The 24,986-nt window shown below is 49.0% G+C and carries 22 protein-coding genes; 1 reads left to right on the forward strand and 21 read right to left on the reverse strand.

Annotated elements, in window-relative coordinates; genetic code table 11:
- Window positions 1–87: 87 nt before the first annotated feature.
- Window positions 88–1,698 (reverse strand): extracellular solute-binding protein, encoded by a 1,611-nt coding sequence (locus B1728_RS18050; protein WP_079911712.1) that lies wholly within the window; start codon window positions 1,696–1,698, stop codon window positions 88–90.
- A gap of 701 nt (window positions 1,699–2,399) precedes the next feature.
- Between B1728_RS18050 and B1728_RS37480 the strand changes: the two genes are divergently transcribed.
- Window positions 2,400–2,579, forward strand: coding sequence for a hypothetical protein (locus tag B1728_RS37480; protein WP_483310987.1), 180 nt, complete (start codon window positions 2,400–2,402; stop codon window positions 2,577–2,579).
- Here B1728_RS37480 and B1728_RS18060 read toward each other — a convergent pair.
- The 20 genes from B1728_RS18060 to B1728_RS18155 all read right to left on the reverse strand — a co-directional run bounded on the left by B1728_RS18060 (window position 2,537) and on the right by B1728_RS18155 (window position 24,906).
- A complete protein-coding gene (locus B1728_RS18060; protein WP_256865407.1) occupies window positions 2,537–3,007 on the reverse strand; it encodes a hypothetical protein in 471 nt (156 codons plus the stop codon). The two genes, B1728_RS37480 and B1728_RS18060, sit on opposite strands and share 43 nt — an antisense overlap.
- 75 nt (window positions 3,008–3,082) lie before the next feature.
- Window positions 3,083–3,703 (reverse strand): hypothetical protein, encoded by a 621-nt coding sequence (locus B1728_RS18065; RefSeq protein ID WP_079911714.1) that lies wholly within the window; start codon window positions 3,701–3,703, stop codon window positions 3,083–3,085.
- A gap of 48 nt (window positions 3,704–3,751) precedes the next feature.
- Window positions 3,752–4,414, reverse strand: coding sequence for a class I SAM-dependent methyltransferase (locus B1728_RS18070; RefSeq protein ID WP_079911716.1), 663 nt, complete (start codon window positions 4,412–4,414; stop codon window positions 3,752–3,754).
- A 132-nt stretch (window positions 4,415–4,546) separates the two neighbouring features.
- A complete protein-coding gene (locus tag B1728_RS18075; RefSeq protein WP_079911717.1) occupies window positions 4,547–6,412 on the reverse strand; it encodes an S-layer homology domain-containing protein in 1,866 nt (621 codons plus the stop codon).
- Window positions 6,413–6,484: 72 nt separating this feature from the next.
- Entirely contained in the window at window positions 6,485–11,407 is a 4,923-nt protein-coding gene (locus B1728_RS18080; RefSeq protein ID WP_079911718.1) for a pectinesterase family protein, read from the reverse strand.
- Between the two features lie 51 nt (window positions 11,408–11,458).
- The gene (locus B1728_RS18085) at window positions 11,459–13,927 is read right to left on the reverse strand and encodes a hypothetical protein (RefSeq protein ID WP_079911719.1); all 2,469 of its coding nucleotides are present in this window, start codon (window positions 13,925–13,927) and stop codon (window positions 11,459–11,461) included.
- Between the two features lie 245 nt (window positions 13,928–14,172).
- Window positions 14,173–14,475, reverse strand: a complete 303-nt coding sequence (locus B1728_RS18090; RefSeq protein ID WP_079911721.1) for a spore coat protein — start codon at window positions 14,473–14,475, stop codon at window positions 14,173–14,175.
- Entirely contained in the window at window positions 14,472–14,678 is a 207-nt protein-coding gene (locus B1728_RS18095) for a hypothetical protein (protein ID WP_079911722.1), read from the reverse strand. Before B1728_RS18095 ends, B1728_RS18090 begins: the two co-directional genes overlap by 4 nt.
- Before the next feature lie 27 nt (window positions 14,679–14,705).
- Window positions 14,706–15,842 (reverse strand): zinc-dependent alcohol dehydrogenase, encoded by a 1,137-nt coding sequence (locus tag B1728_RS18100; protein ID WP_079911723.1) that lies wholly within the window; start codon window positions 15,840–15,842, stop codon window positions 14,706–14,708.
- Window positions 15,839–16,225, reverse strand: a complete 387-nt coding sequence (locus tag B1728_RS18105; protein ID WP_079911725.1) for a spore coat protein — start codon at window positions 16,223–16,225, stop codon at window positions 15,839–15,841. Before B1728_RS18105 ends, B1728_RS18100 begins: the two co-directional genes overlap by 4 nt.
- Before the next feature lie 11 nt (window positions 16,226–16,236).
- Window positions 16,237–16,482 (reverse strand): spore gernimation protein GerQ, encoded by a 246-nt coding sequence (locus tag B1728_RS18110; RefSeq protein WP_079911727.1) that lies wholly within the window; start codon window positions 16,480–16,482, stop codon window positions 16,237–16,239.
- A 160-nt stretch (window positions 16,483–16,642) separates the two neighbouring features.
- Entirely contained in the window at window positions 16,643–17,560 is a 918-nt protein-coding gene (gene rbsB, locus B1728_RS18115) for a ribose ABC transporter substrate-binding protein RbsB (RefSeq protein WP_079911729.1), read from the reverse strand.
- 14 nt (window positions 17,561–17,574) lie between these two features.
- Window positions 17,575–18,540 (reverse strand): ribose ABC transporter permease RbsC, encoded by a 966-nt coding sequence (gene rbsC / locus B1728_RS18120; protein ID WP_079911730.1) that lies wholly within the window; start codon window positions 18,538–18,540, stop codon window positions 17,575–17,577.
- 1 nt (window position 18,541) lies between these two features.
- Entirely contained in the window at window positions 18,542–20,023 is a 1,482-nt protein-coding gene (locus B1728_RS18125; protein WP_079911732.1) for a sugar ABC transporter ATP-binding protein, read from the reverse strand.
- A gap of 12 nt (window positions 20,024–20,035) precedes the next feature.
- Window positions 20,036–20,437 carry a D-ribose pyranase gene (rbsD, locus tag B1728_RS18130; protein ID WP_079911733.1) on the reverse strand — a complete coding sequence of 134 codons (402 nt, stop codon included), beginning with the start codon at window positions 20,435–20,437 and terminating at the stop codon, window positions 20,036–20,038.
- Window position 20,438: 1 nt separating this feature from the next.
- On the reverse strand, window positions 20,439–21,317 hold the full coding sequence (gene rbsK, locus B1728_RS18135) for a ribokinase (RefSeq protein ID WP_079911735.1): 879 nt from the start codon (window positions 21,315–21,317) through the stop codon (window positions 20,439–20,441).
- A gap of 6 nt (window positions 21,318–21,323) precedes the next feature.
- Window positions 21,324–22,301: a LacI family DNA-binding transcriptional regulator gene (locus B1728_RS18140; protein WP_079911736.1), complete on the reverse strand. Its 978-nt coding sequence runs from the start codon at window positions 22,299–22,301 to the stop codon at window positions 21,324–21,326.
- Window positions 22,302–22,433: 132 nt separating this feature from the next.
- Window positions 22,434–23,543 carry a HAMP domain-containing sensor histidine kinase gene (locus B1728_RS18145; protein ID WP_256865408.1) on the reverse strand — a complete coding sequence of 370 codons (1,110 nt, stop codon included), beginning with the start codon at window positions 23,541–23,543 and terminating at the stop codon, window positions 22,434–22,436.
- Entirely contained in the window at window positions 23,536–24,237 is a 702-nt protein-coding gene (locus B1728_RS18150; protein ID WP_079911738.1) for a response regulator transcription factor, read from the reverse strand. The genes B1728_RS18145 and B1728_RS18150 overlap by 8 nt, the downstream gene beginning before the upstream one ends.
- Window positions 24,238–24,345: 108 nt before the next feature.
- Complete coding sequence (locus B1728_RS18155) at window positions 24,346–24,906, reverse strand: class I SAM-dependent methyltransferase (protein ID WP_079911930.1); 561 nt, start codon at window positions 24,904–24,906, stop codon at window positions 24,346–24,348.
- Between the last annotated feature and the right edge of the window lie 80 nt (window positions 24,907–24,986).

A 24,986-nucleotide genomic window follows, 5' to 3' on the forward strand; every position in this document is an offset into this window, starting at 1 on the left:
ACGGCATCCCTCCTCCTCTTTCTATAGGATAGGGAGATGAACGGGTCATCTCCCCCTGTCTTCCCTTCAAAGAACCATGAAGAAGCGTTATCTCTTCTTGTATCTTTCCAATGCTGCCTGTTCAATTTTGATAGCTTCCTGGATGCCCATGCCTTCAATGGTTTTTACATACTTATCGAAATTATCCAGAGGCTCCGCTCCCATAATGAACTTGTTGAACATCTCGTCCTTGAACGTATTGACATCGTTCATAATGGACGCGAACTTACTGCTCTCATCCGAAGTCGGTGTAACCGGAGGCAGCTTTCTTTCATCGGTCGGCTCCGACCAGATCTTGATCGAATCCTTCTGCTCAGGCAAAGCGGCGTATTGCTCCATATATCGTTTGTCTTGTACGAACGGACCGTTGAAGTTGGCGCGGACATGACGGGCCATAGCCTGGGCCATGGACATATCCTTCGGATTCATGATGTCGTCCAGGTAAGTCGGGTAACCGTTGACCATTTTATAAGAAACGCCATCGACTCCAAAGTTAAACAGCATCTTGCCTTCGTCGCTGTATGCATAATCTAGCCATTTGGCCGTAGCCTCCGGGTTCTTGTTCGAGGTCGAGATCGCAGCGGCCACCCCTCCGGAGAAGTTGTAGGTTCTTGCGCTCCATAGCTTCTTATCCCCTTTGTTTACGACAGGGAAAGGCGCGGCTACCAGCTTGAAATCAGGAATTTTGTTCTTGACAAGCGATGTATAGTTACCGATACCGGAGCCGGTGCTCATGACCGTCGCGAACAGCTGATTTCCTGTCACCTTCGCATCCTTCAGCTTGCTGTCCGTCACGGCAAAATCCGGATCCAGCAGCCCTTCCTTGTACCATTTGTTCATCACGGTCAGGAACTGCTTATATTCAGGCTGGATAGGCCCGTAGCTCACCTTGCCATCCACATGGTAGAAATCGTAATTGACGCCGAACGAACCGAGAAAAGCAACAGAACCTCCCATATCGTTTTTGCTTATCAGCAACGGGATTTCATCCGCTTTTCCATTGCCGTTCAAGTCGCTCTTCTTGATCGCGGTCAAGGTGGTGTACCACTCGTCAATAGTTTCCGGCATTTTCAGGTTCAGCTTATCCAGCCAGTCTTTGCGGAGTGCTATGCCGTTACTGACCAGCAAATAATCGTCGCCGCGCAAGAACGGAAAGCCATAAATGCTGCCTTCATCCGTCATAACCTGCTTTTTCCATTCCGGATTGGCATCCAGAATTTTCTTTAGATTCGGAGCATGGTTAGCAATAATATCGTTCAGCTTAATAATTTTTTTGTCCTTGATCGCTTTTTCCGGACCGCCGGGATATCCCGTCCAGCCATATTCGATCACATCAGGCAGGTCTTTACCGGTAATCATTAAATTGAACTGATCCTTCTCCTGCCCTACAGGGGGATGCTGGAACGTCACATTCACCCCGGTACGCTTCTGCAGCTCCTGGTACACCGTCATATCGCCAAAGCTCTTTAATGTTGCAGCAACGTTGCTTGCAAGACCTACCCAATAGGTAAGCGCTTGCAATTTAGGGGGCTCTTGTCCTTCTTTCTTATCTGTGCCTTGTTTTGCCGGGCTCGAGCCGCTGCATCCTGCAACGACCGATAGGGTCAATAGAGCCGATGCCCCTGCAGCAGCCCATTTTTTACCGCTGGTCTTTTTCATATACCCCTTTTACCTCCTTCAAATAAAAGCAAAAGTTTGGCGAAAGCAGCCGGCTTCACGCGATGGTGTAAATGATATCGAGGATAGCGTCAGACCAAGAATGCAGGTCGCTGCGTACCGACGATTTCGCTTATGTTTATTTTTGCAAAGATTGCGTCACATGGAAACCATTCAATTTAACCAATGATAATCCAACCTTAACATTGGCAATAATCCGTTTTTAACATCGGCTAACCGATATTAAGGTATGGCCTGCACTCCATGCATCAGAGGTATGAAATGTCATAGCGCACGCACAGGTTCTGGGAAAATGTGCAAGTACAATCGGCAGCTTTTTATCGGAAACAGCCTCCTTCATACATAGGAACTGCTTAAGGCTGAATGGCGTTATCTTTAAAAAAATCATTTCATGATTATGTTGTATGGCGCATGATTATCCCTGTTCTAAGGTATAGTCTATTTTCAAGTCGGGCTAACCGAGCCGCAGAATTGCTTCGATACATGGTTGTGGAACCATTACCCTCCGCGTATTTACGCAATTATGGGATACCTGAAGAATCTTTCCGACCCCTCTGGGATGCCGTCGCCTCGCATACTACCACAGGTATAGCACAGCACAAAGAGCCCGAGATCGCTTTGATTTACCCAGGCGGCTTCTTCCGGAATTTCATGAGGCATATCCCGAAGTTCAGGTCCGAATCATCAGCGCAGACAATGTTTCGGAACGGTTGCATAATAACGAGATCGACCTTGCGTTGACGATAACCCCTGTACATGACAAGCGCATCATTTCCCAACTATTATACAAGGAGAATGGCAGTCAATTCGTTTCAATCCTTTACATCGAATTACAAATAAGGCATCCATGGCAAGACAAATAAATGGAATGGGTTGGGCACATAGGATGTCCTTCAGGTATGGCAGGAATTGGGTCATTATCATCGATCTCACTCCATTCCCAATAATGACTTTCGAGAACATGATCTACGTTGAATGCTCGTATCAGTTCTTTGAATCGATGTAAGCATCTAACTACCATTTCTTCATTAGGTTGATAGTCGAGAACCTCCCACTTAGTTTTGTTTATTGCTCCCTCGATGGCTTTCAACATAAATAGTTTCATCCGATTGAAATCACGAATTAACCATGGCATCTCCTCCAAACTAAACCCAACTGTTCCAATACCTACAATGGACTGATCCCGTTGAGCTAACCAAACGATGAATTCTTTTTCCCGGTCCGTCACTGCCAGTAATGAACCGCTTAATACAAGCGTTTCAAGAAATACCGAGGTGAGACCATTAGACATATGCAAATCCTCCAATGAATTATGTTGGCCAGGTAATGATACACAATTTCCCAACTTATCAATCTCCTTTAGCGCTTATGAACCCTTATATCCACTCGCTTTCACATAAAGCTTTTCTTTCTGTTTCCTATCCCTTTCCCCGGCTTCGGGTTTTTGAAAGAGCTCCAAATCTGCCTCATTAATCAAACGTTCATCTAATGCTCGAATTAACAAATCATAACCTCTTAGTCTTTGGAGTGTCTGAATCTCTGCGGTACTCAATACCTGCCGTGTCTCTAATTGGTTTCGTACTGACCAAAAATAGATTTGCCGGCGCAGTCCGTCGTTATCCGGACCATGCTGTAGAATCAAATCGATTTGTTCCTTGGTTGCATGATCTCTGGTAACTGCATTTATGATTATACTTTCCAAAGCAACATACGGATCCTGTTTATACTCTTTGATCAGCTTGAGCAATAACGCATCCGACCATTCCTGATTCCGGTAACAAGCCCATACGATATGCTCTTTCACTGCATCATCAAAAGTAAATCGCCCCCTGTTCATCGTTATATACTCCAGCGTTCCAGGGTCCAGCAGCCCATGAATGGATAGCTGATCAGAGCTTGATAAGGACAGTATCAATCGATTAATAGAATCATCTTGATCTCGTATAGCAAGCTCATCGATCTGTTTGGCCGCTGTTTCCAGGCTCATAAAAAGCATTACCTCCCCACGACCCTACCGTAATGAGTAGGTGAACTTTTATTTTTCCCAGACAACGCCCATTGCCCAACCCATTTTTTGAAAACGGCAATTCGGTAATAGCTTCCCGAATAAGTCGTAATATTGTTTTTCGGATAGATACTTGTCCGATGCTAAATGTTCAAGCCAGGACTTGGAAGTGTTATGCTTGAAAATTCTGATGGCGTTTCTCAACCCGAATTTGCGATGATGGGGAATAAACTCAAGTACCGCTCCAATAACATACACGTAAGCTGGCGGAGTTTCTCTCTCTGACACATTGTCAAGAATGACAAGCTTTCCACCATCATTCAGCAAGCCTTTCATATTGTTTATGACACTCGGTATATGATTTAGGTGGTGGAGGGTGGTTCTGCTCACAATGAAATCAAATCCGCTATCGAAGGTAAAATGTTCTGCATCCATATTCAAGTAGCTTGTATTGGAACGCTGACGCTTCGCTTTAGCTATCTCAAGCAATTCGTCTGAAATATCAATACCAATGACCTCTTCAAAATGAGATGACAATTCATGAACTAAAATACCCGAGCCGCAGCCAACATCTAATGCACGTCCTCTTTGCTCGGGGAGATTGGACATAAAAAAGGAATAATCATTTACTAACGTATTCACAAAATCATACTCTACCGCAACTTTGTTAAATTGATGTTTGGCTCTGTTCAAAGTAATACCTCTTTTTCACGTTTATGGTTTCTTCTTTATTCGACGCTGCATTCACATCCTCCTTGCCATCAAAAAAATCTGACAAAGTGAAAAGCGCTCTCCCCGAACGGAAAGAACGCTTGAACACACAACTTATTGATGATAAATTCGGTACAATAATACGGCTGCTTCCGCCCTCGTTGCATTAGCCAACGGATTCAGCCTGCTTCCGTCACCCTCGACCACACCGGCCTTGACCATTGCAGCAAGATCACCTATAGCATAAGACGATACTTGTGAACGGTCCGCAAAAGCGGCCAAGTCCTCCTCTGAACTTGAGGGCAGTGTTTTCCCAGCTTTATGCAAAGCGCGGCTGATAAGCACCATCATATCTTGCCGTGAGATAGGCTCCCTCGGATAAAATTCCCCATCTTCTCGCCCTTCCGCTAATCCAAGAGCTTTAGCCACCCCTACTGCATGATGATAATAATCATCCGGGGTTACATCGTGAAATTGGGTGGAAGCCGAAGCATTGAATCCCATAGCCCTTGTTAATAAAAGGATAAAATCCGCTCTGGTAACCCTGGTTCCCGGATCAAATTCCTTCTCCGATATCCCGGTTATCACTCCTTTGGACGCCATCACTTCAATGGCTTCCTTAGCCCAAGGTACGGTTTCAAGATCCTCGAAGCTTTTGAATACGTAAGCCGCCGCGAAGGAACTGAAACGAGTCGTTTTAAACATGATCTGCTCCTTAGAGGCCACATATTGGGCCGTCGGAACCGGCTCTATGCTACCCTGCGGATCGATATGCCACACAGTGAGATGCTCTGCATGGGTAAGCTCCTCACCAGCAGCACGATATGGAATGGCAACCAATACGGCTGCATCCGGGTTATTGAAGGGGACGATTTGCCCGTCAACCCGGATATCCAGTTGAACTATCGGCCGATCTCCAACCTCTTTCTGTACAGATTCAGGCAGTGTATTCGCAGTGCCTTTCCCAATCCTTAGACCAATCTTCTGTGCTTCATTTAAAGACCTATTCGACAGCATATGAGAAGGAATCCGGATCGTACCCAGCTCGGTAACGATAATGAAGTCCATATTCGGCTTGCTTATAAAATAGGCAACCGGAATAGACAGCTCATAGCTCTGGGCTCCTTCCGCTTTTTCCAGCTCAAGGGTGATACTGCGCTGCTCACCAGACTGGGCTTTCTTTAGAGCATCGTTATACAATTCATCCGTTAACTGCGCCAGTGCCGCGCCGGAGAGTGGATCCAATTGGACCTTCAGCGGCAAGGTCAGCCCCTTCTCCGTAGAGATTTCCGGATTCGGAGGCAGCTGCGGAATCACCGGAGCGGAAGCCGAGCCGGATGACGATGGCCGTCTGGAGCTGCCTCCCAGCTGAACGGCAAACGTAGCGGATTGAGACAGGCTGCTGTCCTGTCCCCATACCTTGACGGTATAGATGCCATTCAACAATTGGCTCAAGGTGTACTTGAAGTAGTAAGCACCTTTAGCTCCAGTCGCGCTTTGATCGGAATATTCCACGACCTGGTTCGGGTTTCGAAGCTCGACATGTACAGGATTGCCCTCTATAGTCCCCGACGTACCGGAAATGATGACACTGCGAGTTCCGTAGTCGAACACGGCTGATACACTTGGGGCTTCCAGCGGACTTACATAAAACGCAGCCGTTGCAATGCTCGACACATTTTCACCGCTTACCTTGACAAGATAGTTCCCATTGACTCTTTGTTTCAGTGTATAGACAAAGGAATAACGGCCGTCCGGACCAATCGTTCCTTGATCCAAATAATCGAGTACGTCATTCGGATTCCGAACTTGTACCGTTACCAGGCTGCCCGGAGGCGTCCCCATGCTTCCTGTTATTTGGACCTGGCCGCTAGAGCTATCATATGAAGCGTTGACCGCAGAGGAAGGTGCCGCTGCAGCTGGAGACACCATACTAAAGCATAATAACAGCACGAGCAATAGCACCGTGGATTGTTTCAAACTTACTCCTCCTTTGGGATGCAGGGGAATGCTGCAGCTTAAGCCCGCTTATTCCCCTATCCCCATGTTCGACTATGGAATCGAGACTACATTGGAGATCACATTCCTGCTCGATGTTTGATCCCACACGAATACCTTCAGCTTGTAGCCTTCTGATACATTCTCTGGCAGCCTGAGCAGCGCACTTGCTTGAGTAGTTGCGCCTCCGGAAATGGTTTGTTCGGTCAATGCATATCGGGTCATCCGATCCTGTGAATCGAACAGCGCAATGACTACCACTCCATTCTGACTGACCTTGGAGTTGCTGGCCAGCGTAGCTTTGACCATAACATCCCTGACGCCATTAAGACTGTAAATCAAATTGCCTCCTAGATCATGCAGCTCTGTCTTTTGTATGGTGAACATCCCGGACCCCCAATTAGGGTTATAAGTCATCCGGAAGGTGCTAGTGCCCGTGTTCCCATACTCGTCTTTGCCGGTAATCACAATATCATTGGCTCCTTCTTGCAGCGTCAAAGGAATGTGCAGAGGAATGCCCGGCGTTATGGTTACATTCTCCATTAGCACCGAGCCGTTCAGAGACACAACAGCTGCAGCTCCCCGATTCGCCGTAACGGACAGCTCATAGGCTGGGACATGGACGACTGCCGGAACGGTTGAAGTCGGCTGGAATACAATGGCCGATTTGTTATAGGTGACGGAAATCGTTTTTGAGTTGATCACGTCGCCGGAGGCTTCGCTATGCACCGAGATGGTAATGGTATTCAAGCCTTCCGTCAGCTGCAGGTCATGCGAGAACAGGCTTCCTGCTTCATGGTATACCGATTGGATGACCGTTGTACCGTTAAGGCTGATATCCAAATTGGCTCCATCTACCATAGTTCCCTCGACGGTATAGGAAGGAATCTCAACGGCAGCCGTACTCGGGTTATGAAGGAGGAACTTTGCGGAACGATGCAGCTGTACGTCGTTGAATTTGGCTGCGGCCAAGTAATCGGAGTTGCTCGTAGATTTCGGCGCATCCACCGCCATTCCGATATAGGCTTGGTCCTCAAGCTCCAGGACGGCGGAATTAACGATCCCCCAGTTGACCCGATCGGTAGACACATAACCGGTAATGGTATTGTCCGTTCTGACAAGCTTCAACCAGAAAGGTGCCTTCAGGCTGCTGGAGGCTGCCGCTTTCGAGCTGTATTTCGCCCCTGCTGCCAAACGGTTCATGAAGAGAGCTTTCCTTCCGGTCGGTGCATTTTCATCCGTATCCGGGGTCAGGAAAATCGCCGCAGCCGGCGCATTATCGGCAAGACTGGCTCTTACCATGAGTCCCGATTTGGTCAAATCATCGATTTCCGAGTCAAAGTCAACATAAGCGATCATCTCGAAATTGCCTTCAACCGGCTGATAAGTATAATGGAAGGAATCCGTGCTGCCGCCGATGACTCCTGCCCCTTTGACCGAGAAATCATTCCCTACCTGACTGGCGCTCCCCTCAATAGTGACGGAGCCTATGTCGCTGGAAACCCAAGGTGTGATCTCTCCCGCACCATTGACGTAAATAATGATAACGGACGAAAGGGTCATTCTTCCCGTATTATCAATTGCCTTGGAATAAATATAGTGCTCTCCCTTGGGGGCTTGCTTCCACTCCAGCGTGAACGGAGCGTTCTGAACCCGGCCGATTTCCTGACTGCCGGAATAGAAGATAACCTGGGCAACGCCGCTCTCAGCTGATGCTTCCGCACCAAGGGTGATGATGTCCCCCTCTTTGAAGGCTTGGTGCATACGAATCCCTGTCGTTTGAACAATCGGATTCGGCGTAACAGGAACGACCAGGGAATTGATATAGTTCTCCAAGTAAGTATATCCGTTCGCATCTAGTCCCGCCCCATCCGAACCATTAGCGGGGTTAAGCCCATGTGCAACCTCCCAATCATCCGGAATCCCGTCATGGTCACTGTCCAACGGAGGTGCCGCCGGGAGAAGCTCAGGCAATCCTCCATCGCTCTGGATCGTATTAATGATCCGGCCTGTGCCGTTTCTCACATCGTCCACAATCCTCGCATCCAACGAATCCCTTTTTGGCAGAGACGCCCCTGCGCTTTCCAGTACTTTCTCATACGCCGCTTCAGCCGTATCCGTAGTGACAGGACCTCCTATGGGATCGGTCGCATCCGGAATCAGGATAGGCTTATACTTGCGAACGATAGGCCCTTGTGGATTGATGGCCTTCCATTGGCCTTGCGAATTGGTCACCCAGTTATTGGCGGAGACATCCGGCGCCCCTTCCACAACATTGCCGTCAATGTACCAGGTACCGCTGTTCGCTTCGCCGGAAGGAGCGACAATTCGGCTTTTTACCCCGTCAAAGGTGCTGGGACCCGGCTTATAATAATTGTTGATCATATTGATGCCTACGGCCTGCTCTCCGCCATAAGCAGAGTTGTTGCCCCAGTTATAGACGACATTGTTCCGGTAATCAATCTTGGTCGGATAATTATCCGGATCGGTTTGCCGGTCAAACCGCGGATTTCTGCTGTTGTGGCTGGCCAGAAGATTATGATGGTATGTGGCGTTCGTTCCGCCCCAAATCCCCCCATATCCGTGCGCGCCTTTGCCATGAATGGAAAGGTTCAAGCTGTCGCTGATAATACTCCACTGCACCGTGAAATTTTTGCGGTTTTTGACCGAGAACGTTTCATCGGAGCTCCAGCTGAATGAGCAATGATCGATGATAATATTGTTGCCCGTAATATCTGCGGTATCGCTCAGCACGTTAATTCCGTTGCGGAATCGGATATATCGGATAATCTGATCGGTCCCCACATTATTGTTGCCAAATTTGACCATGTACCCGCTAACCGCGATGCCGTCTCCAGGAGCTGTCTGCCCTGCTATTGTGATATTGCCCACGGTAATATCCAGCTCCCGCTTCAGATGAATGGTTCCCGAGACGCGGAATACAACCGTTCTATTGCCTGCGCTAACCGCATCGCGAAGCGAGCCGGGAATCGGAGCTTCTCCCGCTTTGGTGTCATAATCCTCCAGAGTCGTAACTTCGTATACTTGTCCGCCCCGGCCGCCTTTGGCGTACATCGCTGCCCCTTCGGCACCAGGGAAGGCCGGAACCCGAGCTACGGCATTCGGATCCACAGTTACACGAATGGACTGGACGGCACTCGCATTGCCCGCTTTATCGAAATAGCGGTACTGAATGACGTTATCGCCTTGCCCACCGACTTCAAATTCAGCGGCATATGCTTTCCATTCCCCCTCATTCACCCGGTATTGAACCCTGCCTTCTTCCGGGAGCTCCCCATTTTGCTCCAAATAGATGAGCACAGGCTTGGTATAGGCTCCGTTCTGCCCGTCCGGCATGGCAGGTGCCGCAAATGCCTTTAAATCAGGAAACATGCCCGGAATAATAACGGATTGGGTCGGGTCCCAGCCATCAAACATCCGGGGAATCGTCAGCTCACTCGCTTCCTGCGCCGACATTTGGGTTCCCATGACCCTGGTGGCAGGACTTGCTCCCGGACCGCTGCTGTTGTATTCCGTGAACGAATACGGATCGACTTGCATCGTGGTCCAGCCGGCTGGATCAATATGATCATCCATATAGGTATTGATAAACCGCACAATCGGCTTATCCTGCCATGGTCTGCCCAGAAAATGCTTTCCTTGTGTGCTGCTGTCCTTCAACAACCGGGAGTTTATAAACACAAGCCCCGGATCGGTTTCATTCTTAGTCGCCGCTGCCGTCAAGACTCCGCCGCTGTCCGACTTGTTAATACTGACAGCGTCTACATGATCGAATACGGCAGCGCTTGCCGGGCCATAAATAAAGTCAGTGCGTCCGACAATCGTGCTGTTGCGGTAATATTGCCTGCCGATTCGGGGGCTTTCAGCCCGAATGCCCGCATACAGCGTATCCTGGTAACCAAGGAGCTGAACATTTTCCAGCACCGCTTGATCGGCTTGGACAGCCAGCGCAACGGCTTGACCGTCGGAAGGCTTGGCGCTATTTTCAATCGTCAGATTCGTGGCCGAGAAATGATCCCCTTGGACTATGACTGTCGCTGCGGAGATTGCCTGATTCGGGTTCGTCGCATTCGATTTGTTGCTTGTAATCTTGGATTGTCCGGTTCCTTCCCCTACCAGGCTGACATAAGGCGGCGTAATAACGACATTTTCGGTGTATGTCCCCTTCTTAATAAAGACGACGGTACGCTTCGTGTTCTTAGGGTCGATAGAAGCAATCGCGTCCTTGACATTGGTAAAATCGCCGCTACCATCCTGCGCTACCGAAATCACTTTGGCCGGAGACACAGCAATCTCTTTCGCCGGCTGGCTTTCCCCTTTATCATTGGAGGCCGTTACAATATAATAGTAGGTTTCTCCATTGCGAATGGAGGAGGCATCTCCTTCAATAACCTTATCCTTAAAGGTTGGAGAAGTCAGGTTGGCAGCTATCGTCGTATAAGGTCCACCGCTGGTGCTGCTTCTTTTGAGGCTGTAGCCGACCGCTCCGGTCACTTTGGACCAAGACAATTCTACACTGCCGTTATATGCCGTTGCTGCAAAATCCCCTGGCGGCTCCGGAGCACCGGCAATCGGCGCATAAGGCGATGCCTTCACCTGATTGGAAATCATACTTTCCGCGGAACCGTTAGTTGCCGTGACCACATAAAAATAGACAAGGCCGTTCTTTACAGTCAGATCCGTGAAGCTTGTTGCTGTGTAGTTGCTTTGGATGATGTCATAGGGCCCCCCGTTCACCGTACTGCGCTTGACTTGATAAGCTGCGGCACCCGGAACGGCATCCCATGATAATGCAACCTTGTTATTGCCGGGTATTGCTTGAAGCGCCTTCGGCTGTTCCAAGGGCGGAACAGCTTGTACGGCTGCCAGCGCTTCCGAAGGACCGGTAAAAAAGCTGATCGGCATAAGATTCAAGCTGAGCAAAAGGCACAGCCCTACTCGCAGGGCATGCTTCATATCGTAACCTCCCTGAATTTTACATAGAAGAACATCACTTCACCCATGCTGTTAATCCAGCTCCATAACGCCCGAATAAGGCTTCATACCCGTCAGGCTATCCCATACGAATGCTTTGACTTTATAGCCGCTCGTTTGGGAAGGCAGTCGGAAGCCGGCCTGCAATGTTTTGGTTTGTCCCGGTTCAATGTCGGCATCTACGCTGGAGTAATCGACCATTGCATTATGGCTATCGTAAAGCACAAACCATAACGTGACATGCTTCAGGGTGGCGGTAGGGTTCGAGATCTGCTTTCGAGCCAGCACATCCTCGGACGGCTTAACGGTATCGATGAATTTGCCGTCGAGAGTGACCGTTTCCAGCTCCCCGATCCAATACTCGTAGTTAATGACAAAGTTAACCGTGCTTAGGTTGCCTGCAATATCTGCTGCGGACACTTCAATGGTGTTAGCGCCCTCCATTAGCTTAAGCGGGTATGTAAACGGCACATTCCCTGCCTGGGCAATAGAGTCCGCCACAACGGCACCGTTTAATTTTATAGTCACAAGTGCATCTTTATTTATAGATCCGCGCAGCGCATACTCGGCATCTCTAACCCATGGCGGCGGTACATCGATACGGAATTCCGGCGAAACCTGGTCATAATGGACAACCGCAGAAACCCTATCGAATAACGTGGCATTCGGCCGCTGCGCATACACCTCGATCAGATTCGCGCCCGGCACCAGCTTTATATCAACCTTGTACTGATCTTGGGTCAAAAGGCTGCTGTATACAGGCATTTTGTTCTGATATACCGATAAAGTGACGGAACCGGCGTAGACGCTGCTATAAACAGAGGAAGCTACCGTTCCGGAATACACGTTGGATGCAACGGTTCCGGAGATGGTATAGCTTGGAACATTCGTATAGGCCTTCACCGGGTCCAGCTTCAAATCCGTCGGTACCCGTTCTGCGAACACGAAGTAGCCGGCGTTTTTGCCGCTGTTGTATTCGGTATAATTGTTCCACGGCATTTTAACCTCATCTTTAACCCCGTATAGCTTTTTATAGATTTTAAACGTGTACGAAAGGGCCGGATCCGCTAACTGGATAACCTCCCCCGTATCGGTCCACCCCTCGCCTTCTTTCAACCAATTAGGCAATGTTTCCCGCTGATCCATAGCTACATAAACGGCCGTTTGGTCCCGAACGGAAAACGTCGCTATTTGCGGATAGGGGCCGCTGTATTTCATCGTGTCGACGTGGGTTTTGATCCAATCCGCTTCACGGTATTTATCGGGTATCGAGACGATTTTGAGTGGGGAGGCCCTGTCGGCAAACGGTTCATCTCCCGGATGTAAGCCTGATTGGACAGACCATCGGTGAGCATTATAATTTTCATAAGCAAGAACCTTGTCAAAAATGCTGTCTTCAGGAGTTGCTACGGGAGTGACCTCATAGGCTATCGCCTCAAATTGCGTGATCTCTCCTTCAATATCCACCTTGGCAACCTCATCCCTCGTTATGGCTGAGACACCGATAATATAGGGTTTTCCAAGCGTTATCTTGACGGCTTTGTTCAAAGTATAATCCCATTCGTTCGATGCGGAAGGCGATGCCAGGAACGGATAGCTCGTCGGAGTGCCGGTATACGTGGAGGTTGTATACCACGGATCTTCTTCCCTGGCTTTAATTTTGATGGAATATTTGGTTGCGGCCGTGTCAGGATAGATCCACATGGCAATGGATTGATTGTTGCGTCCTACCCAATAAGCGATTTGCGGGGCGTCCGGCGCTTTGATCGGAGTATGAGTGACCTTGACGCTTCGAATATAGACCTCGCCATCGCCAGCAGGAGTTCCGATCACCAGCTTTTTAAAATTAAATGCGTTCGCATTTTTCTCATCGTTCGCCGAAAATAGGTTTGCCTTTTCCCTCGCTCGAATCGGTACGCCGTCCAGCCACAGACTAAACCGTTTGTTCTGAGTATTGACCTCCAGCTTCATCGTATGCCATTGGTTCAGCTGGTACGAGGCTTTCAAATCAGCCGGAGCGGTATCCGTCCAATAGACGGCTCCCTTCCCCGGGTCCAGACCCCCGATGACCAAATACTTGCTGCTTGTACCGACTCCGGAGTTATACAGCTGCAGCAGCTGATCCTGCTTCTTGGAAGTGCCGGGCTGCATAAAGGTGATTTCAGCTCTGATGGTTCCGGTCTTGCTCTCACCAAACGTCTTGCTGATCAGAAAGGGGCTTTCTCCGGCATGATTGACGGACAGATGAAGCGCTTTTTGCTTCGTCATAGGCTCCTCTTCAATCACGGCATCGCTCGATGCGCCTGCAGGAAGCGCAGAATAATCGAATCCCAGCTGGTTGGCAGGGATCCCTTCCAAAGCGGCCGAGAAATCTTCTTCCAGGAGAGTAACCTCTCCATCATTGACTGCGGCTGCGGCAGTCTGCTTCGGCGCAAACACTCCTGCCGCTAACGGCTGAAGAAGTAAAGCGCAGCATAACAGCTTTGATATCCATGCGCGCAAAATGGGTACACCTCCAAAATCTTAAAATACTTCATTTATGTAAACGATTACATAACAGGGATAAACAAGGCCTCCTTTCATTAGCTCCTTAAAAACAGCCGTTTCATGATGATCATAATCCAAAACTTTCATTCCATAGTAGGCTGAGTCTTTCATTTTCATAGGGAAATACGATCACCCTAACACGAAAAAGGCCGAGCACCCGAAGGCCGCATCGGCTTTAGTTGATCTATATTCCATTCGTCTTATCCCAATGATGGAACCTTCAAGGCTGTCTGAATGTTTTGCAGATCCAGACGGACTTGTTCATTAAGGAGATGAGGGTGATACAGCCCTTTCCCGATCAAATAATCCGAAATTTTCTCATGGGTGTCGATAGCGTCCTCTAATTGCCGGGTTAAGATTGTCTTGATTTCAGGCGATACACATTCAGTTACGGCCATCGCGTAGTTACGGACACCGCTTTTGGCGGTATTCAGAAAGTCCATGGCGACCACTTCATCCGTTAAATGAGTCATGCCTGTTAAATATTCCAGCACAGGATTCATTGCAGCGCCTCCTTGCTGTTGTTTAATATAGCTTCAAGCTCCTGAAGATGCCTCGTAGTCGTGGCGACATCTTGCTGCAAAATGGTTCCAAGCTGCGGGTCTGAGACCAGGGCTTGCATCATTTTTGATTTGGTCAGGCAGACGGTTTTGAATGCAGCAATTTCGTGAACCTCCAAGGTTTCATGTAATGCATAGGGCTTCATGCTTGATTCACTCCCCGTTCCAGGATCTCATGGCTTCAATATGACTTTAATGCAGTTGTCGGTTTTGGTATCGAACAGCTCATATCCGCGCTTGGCGTCGCTTAACGGAATTACATGGGTAATAATGTCTCCCGCATTGATTTTGCCTGTCGTAATCAGCTCATACATATAGGGCATATAGTGAATGACCGGTGCTTGCCCGGAGCGGATATTCACGTTACGCTGCATAATATCTCCGAGAGGAAAGCCATTGTATCTCCCGCCATAGACGCCGGTGATTTGGATGGTACCTCCTTTGCGCACCGCTTGGGAAGCAATCACGAGCGCACTCATCGTGCCGCCCTGGAGCTTAAGACCGCTGGCCAAAAATTCGAGGTCGCTCATTTTTCCGTCCATCCCTACAGCGTCAATAACGACATCCGCACCGCCTTTGGTGATCTCCTTGAGATAGCTGCCCACGTTTTGCTGCTGCTCGAAGTTGACGGTTTCCACATGATTCGTCCGTTTTGCATGCTGCAAGCGGTAATCGACATAATCGACCGCAATGACCCGCTTGGCTCCTTTAAACCAGCAAAACTTTTGAGCCAGCAGCCCTACCGGACCACAGCCCAGCACGATGACGGTGTCCCCGTCCTTGACTCCGGCATTGTCAACGCTCCAATACGCTGTTGTCATTGCATCGGCAACCAAGCACAAGTTCTCATCCGGCAGTTCATTATTCTCCGGAATTTTAAAATGAGTGAAATTGGCAAAAGGAACCCTTAAATATTCCGCTTGACCGCCCGGATAACCGCCCGTAGTTCCCGAATATCCGAAGTAAGCCCCCATGTCCCCGTGTTCATTGGCATTATCGCATTGGCTTTCCAGCTGGTTTTTACAATAAAAACACTCGCCGCATGCAATCGTAAACGGGATGATGACTCTGTCGCCCTTCTTCAGCTTCGTAACCTCTGGGCCGACTTCTTCCACAATACCCATCGGCTCATGACCAATGATATAATTTTCCTGTAAATTGGGAATCATTCCATGAATAAGATGCAGGTCGGAGCCGCATATCGCAGTAGAGGTCAATTTGACGATCATATCGTCCGGCTTTTCAATCTTTGGATCCGGGACCTCCTTAACGGCGACGTTTTTGATACCTTGATACGTTACCGCCTTCATGCGTGTCTACCTCCCATATGCTCATCCGGTGTACGGTCGAACATCCCCTTGCGGGACGTATCCTCCGGGAATAAGTTCATTTGAGAAATCATTTCCGTGTTTTTGGCGGCCAGCTGATCCAATTGATATTGCTCCTTCAGCCCATACGGATGGAACCATTTCTTACGAAGCATGAGCTCCGTGATTTCCTGATGAAGAGCAATCCCCTGCCTCAGCTGCTTCCGCAAAAGGGCCCTGACATCTGGAGATACCGTTTCCGTCAAGGCGATGGCCGTATTCCGGACTCCTTCTTTGGCACGCATAAGAAAATCCATAGCAAACGTCATATCCGCCATTTCCGGCATATGAAGCGAGTTGATCGGGTCAAGATAATCATGATTCATTGGATTCACCCTCAATTCAGGATTGGAGTAGGTTTATTCTCGGGGACGGGTGCCTGAAATGGCGCTCTTTCATAAACTGCCATGAGCTCATCAATGGCAAGCTTCGTTTGTTCAACATCCTTCTGCATGAGTGCTTTTAATTGCTGATCAAAAACTAGCCCCTGCATCAGTTTCGATTTGGCCAAGCATAGCGTTTTAAAATTTAGCGCTTCGTGCAGCTCCAATGCTTCATGAGGAGCTAATGTGGGTTGATCCAAGCTGATTCGGCCTCCCTGTAAATAATATGGTCAAAGTGTAGCATTTCCCGATACTTTTCTCTTAATTCAGGCACCTTAGGCAAAAAAAAGCCGCACCAATGGCGCGACTTCGTATTTAACCGGATTCAATCCTTTACTATTCTGCATCAAATCCAGCAGCTTACTCCTTAGTGACCAGCTTGAGCGGTGCCGGAATCGTCTTCTCTACCGTTTTGCCTTGCAGCACATCGAATGCGGCTTGAACCGACATTTGACCGATCAATTCAGGCTGCTGAGCAACGGTAGCAGTAAGCTTGCCAGCCTGGATCGACTTCAAAGCATCCTCATTGCCGTCGAACCCGATGACCGGAATGGATTTGCCGGAGCTTTGAATCGCTTCAATGGCCCCTAACGCCATTTCGTCATTGTGGGCAAATACGGCTTGCACATCCGGATTCGCTTGGAGCAGGTTTTCCATTACATTCAGGCCTTTAGTACGGTCAAAATCCGCCGTTTGCTTAGCGATAACCTTCAAGTCCTGATCCGCGATCTCGTGGAATCCCTTACCGCGCTCACGGGTAGCCGAAGCACCGGCAACACCCTCCAGCTCAATTACCTTAGCTCCTTTGCCCAGCAGCTTTTCGATATATTCCGCCGCCATTTTACCACCTTTGACGTTATCCGAAGCAACCAAAGCCTTCACATCGCCTTTATCCGAGGAACGGTCCAGTGTGATGACTGGGATGCCCAGACTGTTCGCGGATTGAACCACGGTCGAGATGGCAGCCGAGTCTGTTGGGTTAATCAACAGGACATTAACACCTTTTTGCATCAAATCGTCCACGTCATTGCATTGCTTGGCCGAATCGTTTTGCGCGTCGACGACAATCGTTTCGATGCCGTGCTTGTTGGCTTCAGCCACGACGCCGTCCTTTAAGGATACGAAGAACGGGTTATTCAAGGTCGATATGGAAAGTCCGATCTTGATATGCTTTAAATCCCCGCCGGTTTGCGGCTTAGCCCAGCTCGGCGGCTCCAAGGAGCAGCCCGTGGTTAAAATAAGCAGAAGCATGGTGATGACAATCGTTAGCTTTTTCATAAATCAATCTCCCCTTATGCGGATTTCTTGCGGTCGATGAGGACGGCGATAAGAATAACAATCCCTTTGACAACCATTTGGTAGAAGGAGGATACGCCGAGCAGGTTAAGACCATTGTTCAGCGTACCGATAATCAAGGCACCAATCAGTGTACCTACGATACGACCGCGACCGCCGGAAAGACTAGTTCCCCCGAGGACGACCGCTGCGATTGCATCCAGCTCATAAGAGGTACCTGCCGTTGGCTGCGCCGAGTTCAGACGGGATGTCAGGATAGCCCCCGCCAATGCGGACAGCATTCCTGCCAAAGAATAAATCATAATTTTCACGCGTGGCACTTTAATACCGGAAACGATAGATGCTTTTTCATTACCGCCGATAGCATAAGTTTTCCGCCCGAAGGAGGTTTTGTTCAGAACAACCCACAGAATAACAAAAGCAATGATCATCGTAACGGCCGGTACCGGGATGCCCAGCATATACCCACGGCCAAACATCTGGAACGTTAAGCTGTCGCCTAATCCGGTAATCGGATTCCCGTTCGTGTATACCAGCGTCAAACCTCTAAAAATCGTCATCGTTGCCAGAGTAGCGATAAACGGAGCCATCTTCCCCTTGGTAATCATAAATCCGTTAACCATCCCCATCACGCCGCCTAGCAAACAGCCGATAATAATGGCCAGAACCGGATCAAAGCCGGCAACCATCATGTTAGCGACAAATGCGCTCGATAGCGCCAATATAGAACCGACGGACAAGTCGATGCCCCCGGTCAAGATAACAAACGTCATGCCGAACGCGATCAGAGCATTAATGGACACCTGCCGCAGCAAATTTAATATGTTGAGCGGTTCCAAAAAGCTTGGATTAAGCACGGATACAATGATAATCAAGATGATTAAGCCGAGCAGAGGACCTAATTTTTGTGTAATTTGCGATACTTGCAAGCCTTTGGACGATGCTTCATTCTTCGTTGTCATATTACTGTCCCCCTGTCGCGAACATCATTATTTTTTCCTGTGTTGCTTCTTCTTTACTCAATTCCCCTGTGATGCGCCCTTCGTGGACAACAACAATGCGGTCACTCATGCCCAGCACTTCCGGGAGCTCGGAGGAGACCATAATGATCGCAACACCATGCCCTGTCAGCTCGTTCATCAGCTGATAAATTTCGCGCTTGGCGCCAACGTCCACGCCTCGGGTCGGCTCGTCCAGAATCAGGAGCTTAGGTCCGATCCCGATCCACTTGGCGATGACCACCTTCTGCTGGTTACCGCCGGACAGATTGCCTGCCGCCGTTTCGGACGAATGGGTCTTGATTTGCAGCCGCTTGATCAGGGCATCCACGAACGTTTTTTCCTTCTGCGCCGAGATCAGCCCTTTGGAAGTATAGCTGCTCAGACTTGGCAGCACCATATTGTCCCGTACCGAGAAATCCAGAATCAGCCCTTCATCCTTACGGTCCTCGGTAATGAACCCGATCCCCAGATTAACGGCGTCAACCGGCTTACGGATAACCGCTTTTTTGCCGAACAAGTAAAGCTCTCCGCTGTCGAGACGATCCAGACCAAATATTGCCCTCATAATCTCGGTGCGTCCGGAGCCCATAAGCCCGGAGAAGCCTACAATTTCACCGGCACGGATCTGGAAGTTTACATCCTCAAACCATCCCTTCCGGGTGGCATGCTTCACTTCAAGGACAACCTCGCCCGGATTTGGTGTTCTTGCAGGATAACGCTCGGTCAATTCACGGCCAACCATTTTCTTAACGACTTCGTCAAAATTCGTATCCGGAATGCTCTTCGTGTCTACGGTTCGTCCGTCCCTCATGACGGTAATCCGGTCGCAGATGGCGAATATTTCTTCCATTCGATGCGAAATATACACGATGGAGACGCCGTCTTTCTTCAACGACTCAATCACCTCGAACAGCTTCTGAATCTCTCTTTCCGTCAAGGCTGAGGTCGGTTCATCCATAATGATGACTTTGGTGTCTGTAAGCAGCGCTTTGGCAATTTCGATCATTTGCTGCTGTCCGACAGAGCATTGTCCGGCTTCAATATTCAACGGAATGTCTACGGAGAGCTTGCGGAACTGCTCGTTTGCGAGCGCCTTCATCTCGTTCCCCTTAAGAAAGCCCCAGCGGGACGATACTTCACGGCCGATGAACAGGTTCTCGAGAACCGTCATATCCGGCCATACGTTAAGCTCCTGATGAATAAATGCAATACCATTGCGTTCCGCTTCTTTAGGATTGGCATAATAGGTTTCCTTGCCGTCGATGACAATCGTTCCTTCATCTCTGGCGTGGACCCCGGTAAGAATGTTCATCAATGTGGACTTACCGGCACCGTTCTCGCCCATTAGCGCATGAACCTCGCCCTCGCGCAGTTCAAAATCGACACCGGACAGCACCTGATTGCTTCCAAAGGCTTTGTGGATCCCATTCATTCGAATGTGCATAAAGGCTCCTCCTTATGAACCAAAATAGACGCCTGCTTGTAAAATGATGTTCGCATACGGCTTGGCTTCGCCTGTACGAATGACCGCTTTAGCCTTCTTCGTCAGCTGCTTGAACTCTTCATGAGAGCATTGCTGAATCGAAATCCCGTTGAATTTATTTTGTATATAATGAAAGGCTGCCGGGTTGTCCGAGCCCATCTCCTCCGCAATGACCGCCTTCTCCACTTCCATGTCGGCGGCTATGGCGTTAACGGTTTCCTCAAAGCCTGGAGAGCCGTGAGTTAAGGCCAAATCGATTTTCTTGACCCCTTCGGGTATAGGAAGCCCGACATCCGCAATCACTATCGTATCGGTATGACCCAGATCGGCCAGAACCTTAGAGATATGACTGTTCAATATCCCATGCTTTTTCATCTCAGATCTGCACCTCCACTTCCTGACGGCTCGGCATGCCGCCTTGAGCCCCGAACTTGGTCACGGATAAGGAAGCGGCACGATTGGCGAACCGAACGCTCTCATAGACGGGTTTCCCCTCCGCCAATGCAACCGCAAAAGCTGCATTAAACGTATCCCCAGCACCCGTTGTGTCCACCGCTTCCACCTTATAAGAAGGAACCAGTACTTCCTGCGTACCGTCAAAATAACGGACTCCTCTGCTGCCTTCAGTTATAAACAGCTTGTTCGGGTATTTGCGGAGCGCTTCGGAAACGGTCATATCTGCGAAGATCATTTTCGCTTCATGCTCATTAGGCGTTAGATAAGCCGCGTTCTCGATCACTTCTTTCTCCAAAGGCCGAGCGGGAGCCGGATTCAGCAAAAGCGGAATGCCCAGCTTTCGGCAAATTCTGCTGACATGAGTGACGGTTTCCTCCGGCATCTCCTGCTGAATCATCACCATATCCGCATTATTAAAAGCATCCAGGGAACGATCAATGTAGTGCGGTGTAACCTCATTATTCGCAGCTTTTATGACAACAATACTATTATCGCCTTCTGCCAGAATGATATGAGCGGTACCGCTTCCACAATGTGTAACCGGTTCCACATAGTCGACAGAAACATGATTTCGTTTCAAATTGTTTACAATCTCTACGCCGAATGGGTCGTCCCCCACTCTTCCAATCATAGTAACATCGGCACCAAGACGCGCTGCGGCCACTGCCTGATTGGCGCCTTTCCCACCGGGAACGGTGCTGAAGCTGTCCCCAAGAACCGTCTCTCCGGCTCCCGGGCGCTTCGCCGATGTTACAACAAGATCCATGGATGCGCTTCCTACTACGATAATTTTAACCACGCAGCTTCACACCTTTCTTGTCGTATCCCGCTCTGTGAATGTAACGGGCATCTGTATTGTTTTTTGGTCTGGATTTTGATTGTCGATCAATCGAATAAGTAGCCCGGCAGCTGTACTTCCCATATCATAAGCCGGCTGGCGAATCGTCGTAAGCGACGGCGTCAGCAGACTGCTGAGCGGAATATCGTCAAATCCTATGATCTGTACGTCGTCCGGAACCTTCTTGCCCAACCGGAGAGCTTCGTGCAGAACCGCTGTAGCGACAATATCATTACTTGCGATGACCCCATCGGTATCAGGGAATTGCTCGAACAGCTCTTGAGCCCAGTTGCCCGCTTCCGTAAAAGAATAGGACGAGGTTTGAACTACGTTATAGGCAATCCCTTGATCACGAAGCACGTCAATGGCGCCTTGATAACGATCCTGTGCCGGACGGATGTGCTTAGGTCCTTGAATAATCGTGATCTGACGGCTGCCGCGGGTCACGATCTCATGGGCTGCCATTCTTCCGCCCTCTCGTCCATCCGAATATACGGAAGGCCGGTTATCCGCCGTCCGGTCGAGAAACACGACGGGAATACCCAGCTTCCGGTATGTATCTGTGTCCGGATAGTTGGTAGAGGCGATAACCCCGACTACGTTATTTTGAATGAACGTTTGGATATATTCTTTTTCCTTGTTCGTGTTCTCGTCGCTGTTGCCAATGATAATGCGAAAATCATGCTTGTGCATCTCATCCTCCACCCCGCGGGCAAGCTCGGGAAAGAAGGGGTTGGTGATATCCGGCAGCAGCAGGCCGATGAGCCTGGATTTGCGTTTATATAAAGAACGAGCGACCTCATTAGGCGTGTAATTCAACTCACGGATAGCAGCTTCTACCTTTTTGCGGGTATCTTCATGCACGTAGCCAATCTCGTTAAGCACCCGCGATACGGTTGCCACCGAAACGCCCGCATGTTTAGCCACTTCTTTAATGGTTGCCATCTCAGCTTCTCTCCTTAATGTGGAACCGGTTACACATATAAAATATCACAATCGTTCTTTTTTGGCAAGACGGAATCTTATCCCTGTTGGTCTTACTCCCTATTTGTACAGGCTGAAGAGGCAACCGAGGACTTAATCGATTGCCTGTAGTATGCTTCCATCCTGTAAGGATGTCTGGTTCCGCGGCAGCTCAATATAGAAAGTAAAATGTCCGTTTTGATGACCAAGACCTAACCGGCCGTTATGCAGTTCAATGATATTTTGGGCGATCGAAAGACCGAGGCCCGCCCCCTGCGCTGTGTCGCTATCGTGACGGGACGACTCTACTTTATAAAACCGTTCAAATAACCTGCGTTCCTGCTCCTCGGTTAGCGGCTGCCCTACGTTCTCGACCGCGAGATAGATTTGATCTTCCCAGATGGAGAGCCTTACTGTAATTTCCCCGGGGTTATATGAGAATTTGAGTGCGTTGATCAGCAGATTATCGATTGCTCTTACTAGCATTTCAGCATCTACGTCACCATAGATCGGCATAGGCTCACGAACAACATTGATGGACAAGCCTTGCTCCTGGGCGATCGGTTCAAACTCATTCAGCATTTGCTCGAGCAAGCTGCTCAAGTCTACCGTCGACTTGATTAATTGAACGCTTCCGCTGGTCAAGCGGGTATACTCGAACAAATCATCTATAAGCTTTTTCAGCTGCTGGGTTTTATTGAAGGCATTCGTAATATATCGTTTATGCTCTTCGATATTTTGATAATCATCATGCTTCAGCAGGTTTAAATAGCCTGCGATGCTTGTTAACGGTGTTCGCAAATCATGGGAAACATTCGTGATCAGCTCCATCTTCGACTTCTCGATCCGCCGTTCATTCTCCATCATGGACTGCAGCTGATCCGCCATATAATTAATATTGCTTGCCACGATGCCCAGTTCATCCTGTTTTCTTATAGGCACCCGATGGCTCAGATTGCCCTGTGCGATAGACATTAAGCATTCGCCCATGGATCTCAAATATCGAACGTCACGGCGCATAAACAAAAAGAAAAGGAACATGAAGAGCCCAAAGAACAGCAGCAGCGAGATCACTTGGTCCAGATAGCCCGGCTCGAATGAAATATAATTCCCATAAACAAACGAGATCATAGCTGTGAGAAAGAAGCTCAGGAATGACCCGCCCACGATACGTACGCGAATGCTCTTATTCCAGTTCAGCAGGGAAAAGAAGTATTTAATCAACTTTATATCCTACCCCCCACACGGTTTTGATATATCGGGGCTCCCGCGGATTATCTTCGATCTTCTCGCGGATATTCCGGATATGCACCATGACCGTATTATCGGATAAAAATTTATCCTCCTTCCACACGTTCTGATAGATTTTCTCTATGCTGAACACATGGCCGCGATGACTTGCCATCAGTTCCAGGATCGAGAACTCGATAGGCGTCAAGGACACTTCCTTCCCGTTAACGGTGACTACGTGGCGTTTTCGATTTATTACGAGCTCGTCAATTTCCGTGATCTGCTCATCCGTATCGAGTCGTCCGCTTCCTCCTGCCTTGGCCAGAGTCTGCCGCCGGAATTGCGCCTTCACCCTGGCGATCAGCTCCAAGGGGTTAAACGGCTTGCTGATATAATCGTCCGCTCCTGTCGTAAGCCCGGTAATTTTGTCCATATCCTCCCCTTTTGCAGAAAGCATGATGATAGGGGCATTGGTCTTCTCCCGCATTTTCATGCACGCCTGAATCCCATCCATGGTAGGCATCATGACATCCAAAATGATCAAATCAACAGACTCCTTAAGCATGATTTTCAAAGCTTGAGCCCCGTCCTCCGCTTCCAATATTCTGTAGCCCTCATTGCGCAAATAGATACGAATAATATCTCTGATTTCCAAATCATCGTCCGTGACCAGAATCGTTTTGACCAATACATCCGCCTCCTTGCAGTATGCCACTCCCCGGCATGGTATTATGTTTACATTACCATATTCTTACACCCCATGCTCGAAATATAGGTGTTCTCACGGTTTGGAAACTTATTTTTTTCGGCAAACATAGACAAATGCGGGAGGCAGATTCATCGGTACAAATTGAATATGCTCGATCTCCAGCCGTTCGCTTAATTGCCGTTTCATCTGCTGGGAATATTGAAAGGCGATGAACAGCCCGCCCGTTCTAAGCGAGGCGATGATCTGATCCATGAGCTGGTCCCGAACCTGCTGTGGAAAGTTGAAAAAAGGAAGGCCGCTAAGAATACAATCCAGTTCTTCAATCCCTTCGTTCATCATAGCGGATTGAAGTCTGCACGCATCGCCGTAGCAAGGATAATCGGGATATTGCCGCCGCAAACCGGAATGCAGCTGCGGGTCTTTTTCGAATAAAAGTATTTTCGCATCTTCGTGTATTTTCGAGCTCAGATGTTTTGTTATGGCGCCTGTCCCCGACCCCAGTTCAGCCAAATGCTTAACCTCATCCCAAGGAACGTGTTGAAGCATCGTTTGGGCCAAGTAGACGGAGCTCGGAGTTACACTCCCGATTTGTCCCGGGTGCCGGGTGAATTTATATAAAAATAACAGCTTTTCTTGAACGGATTTCATCATGTTATAATCGCCACTCCCTTCGAATTTATCCTAAGAGTAACGGATAAATCTGCAGAACAAACGAAGGAGTTTCTTAA

The sequence above is a fragment of the Paenibacillus sp. 32352 genome (genome assembly GCF_002042965.1).
Taxonomy (GTDB): domain Bacteria; phylum Bacillota; class Bacilli; order Paenibacillales; family NBRC-103111; genus Paenibacillus_S; species Paenibacillus_S vulneris.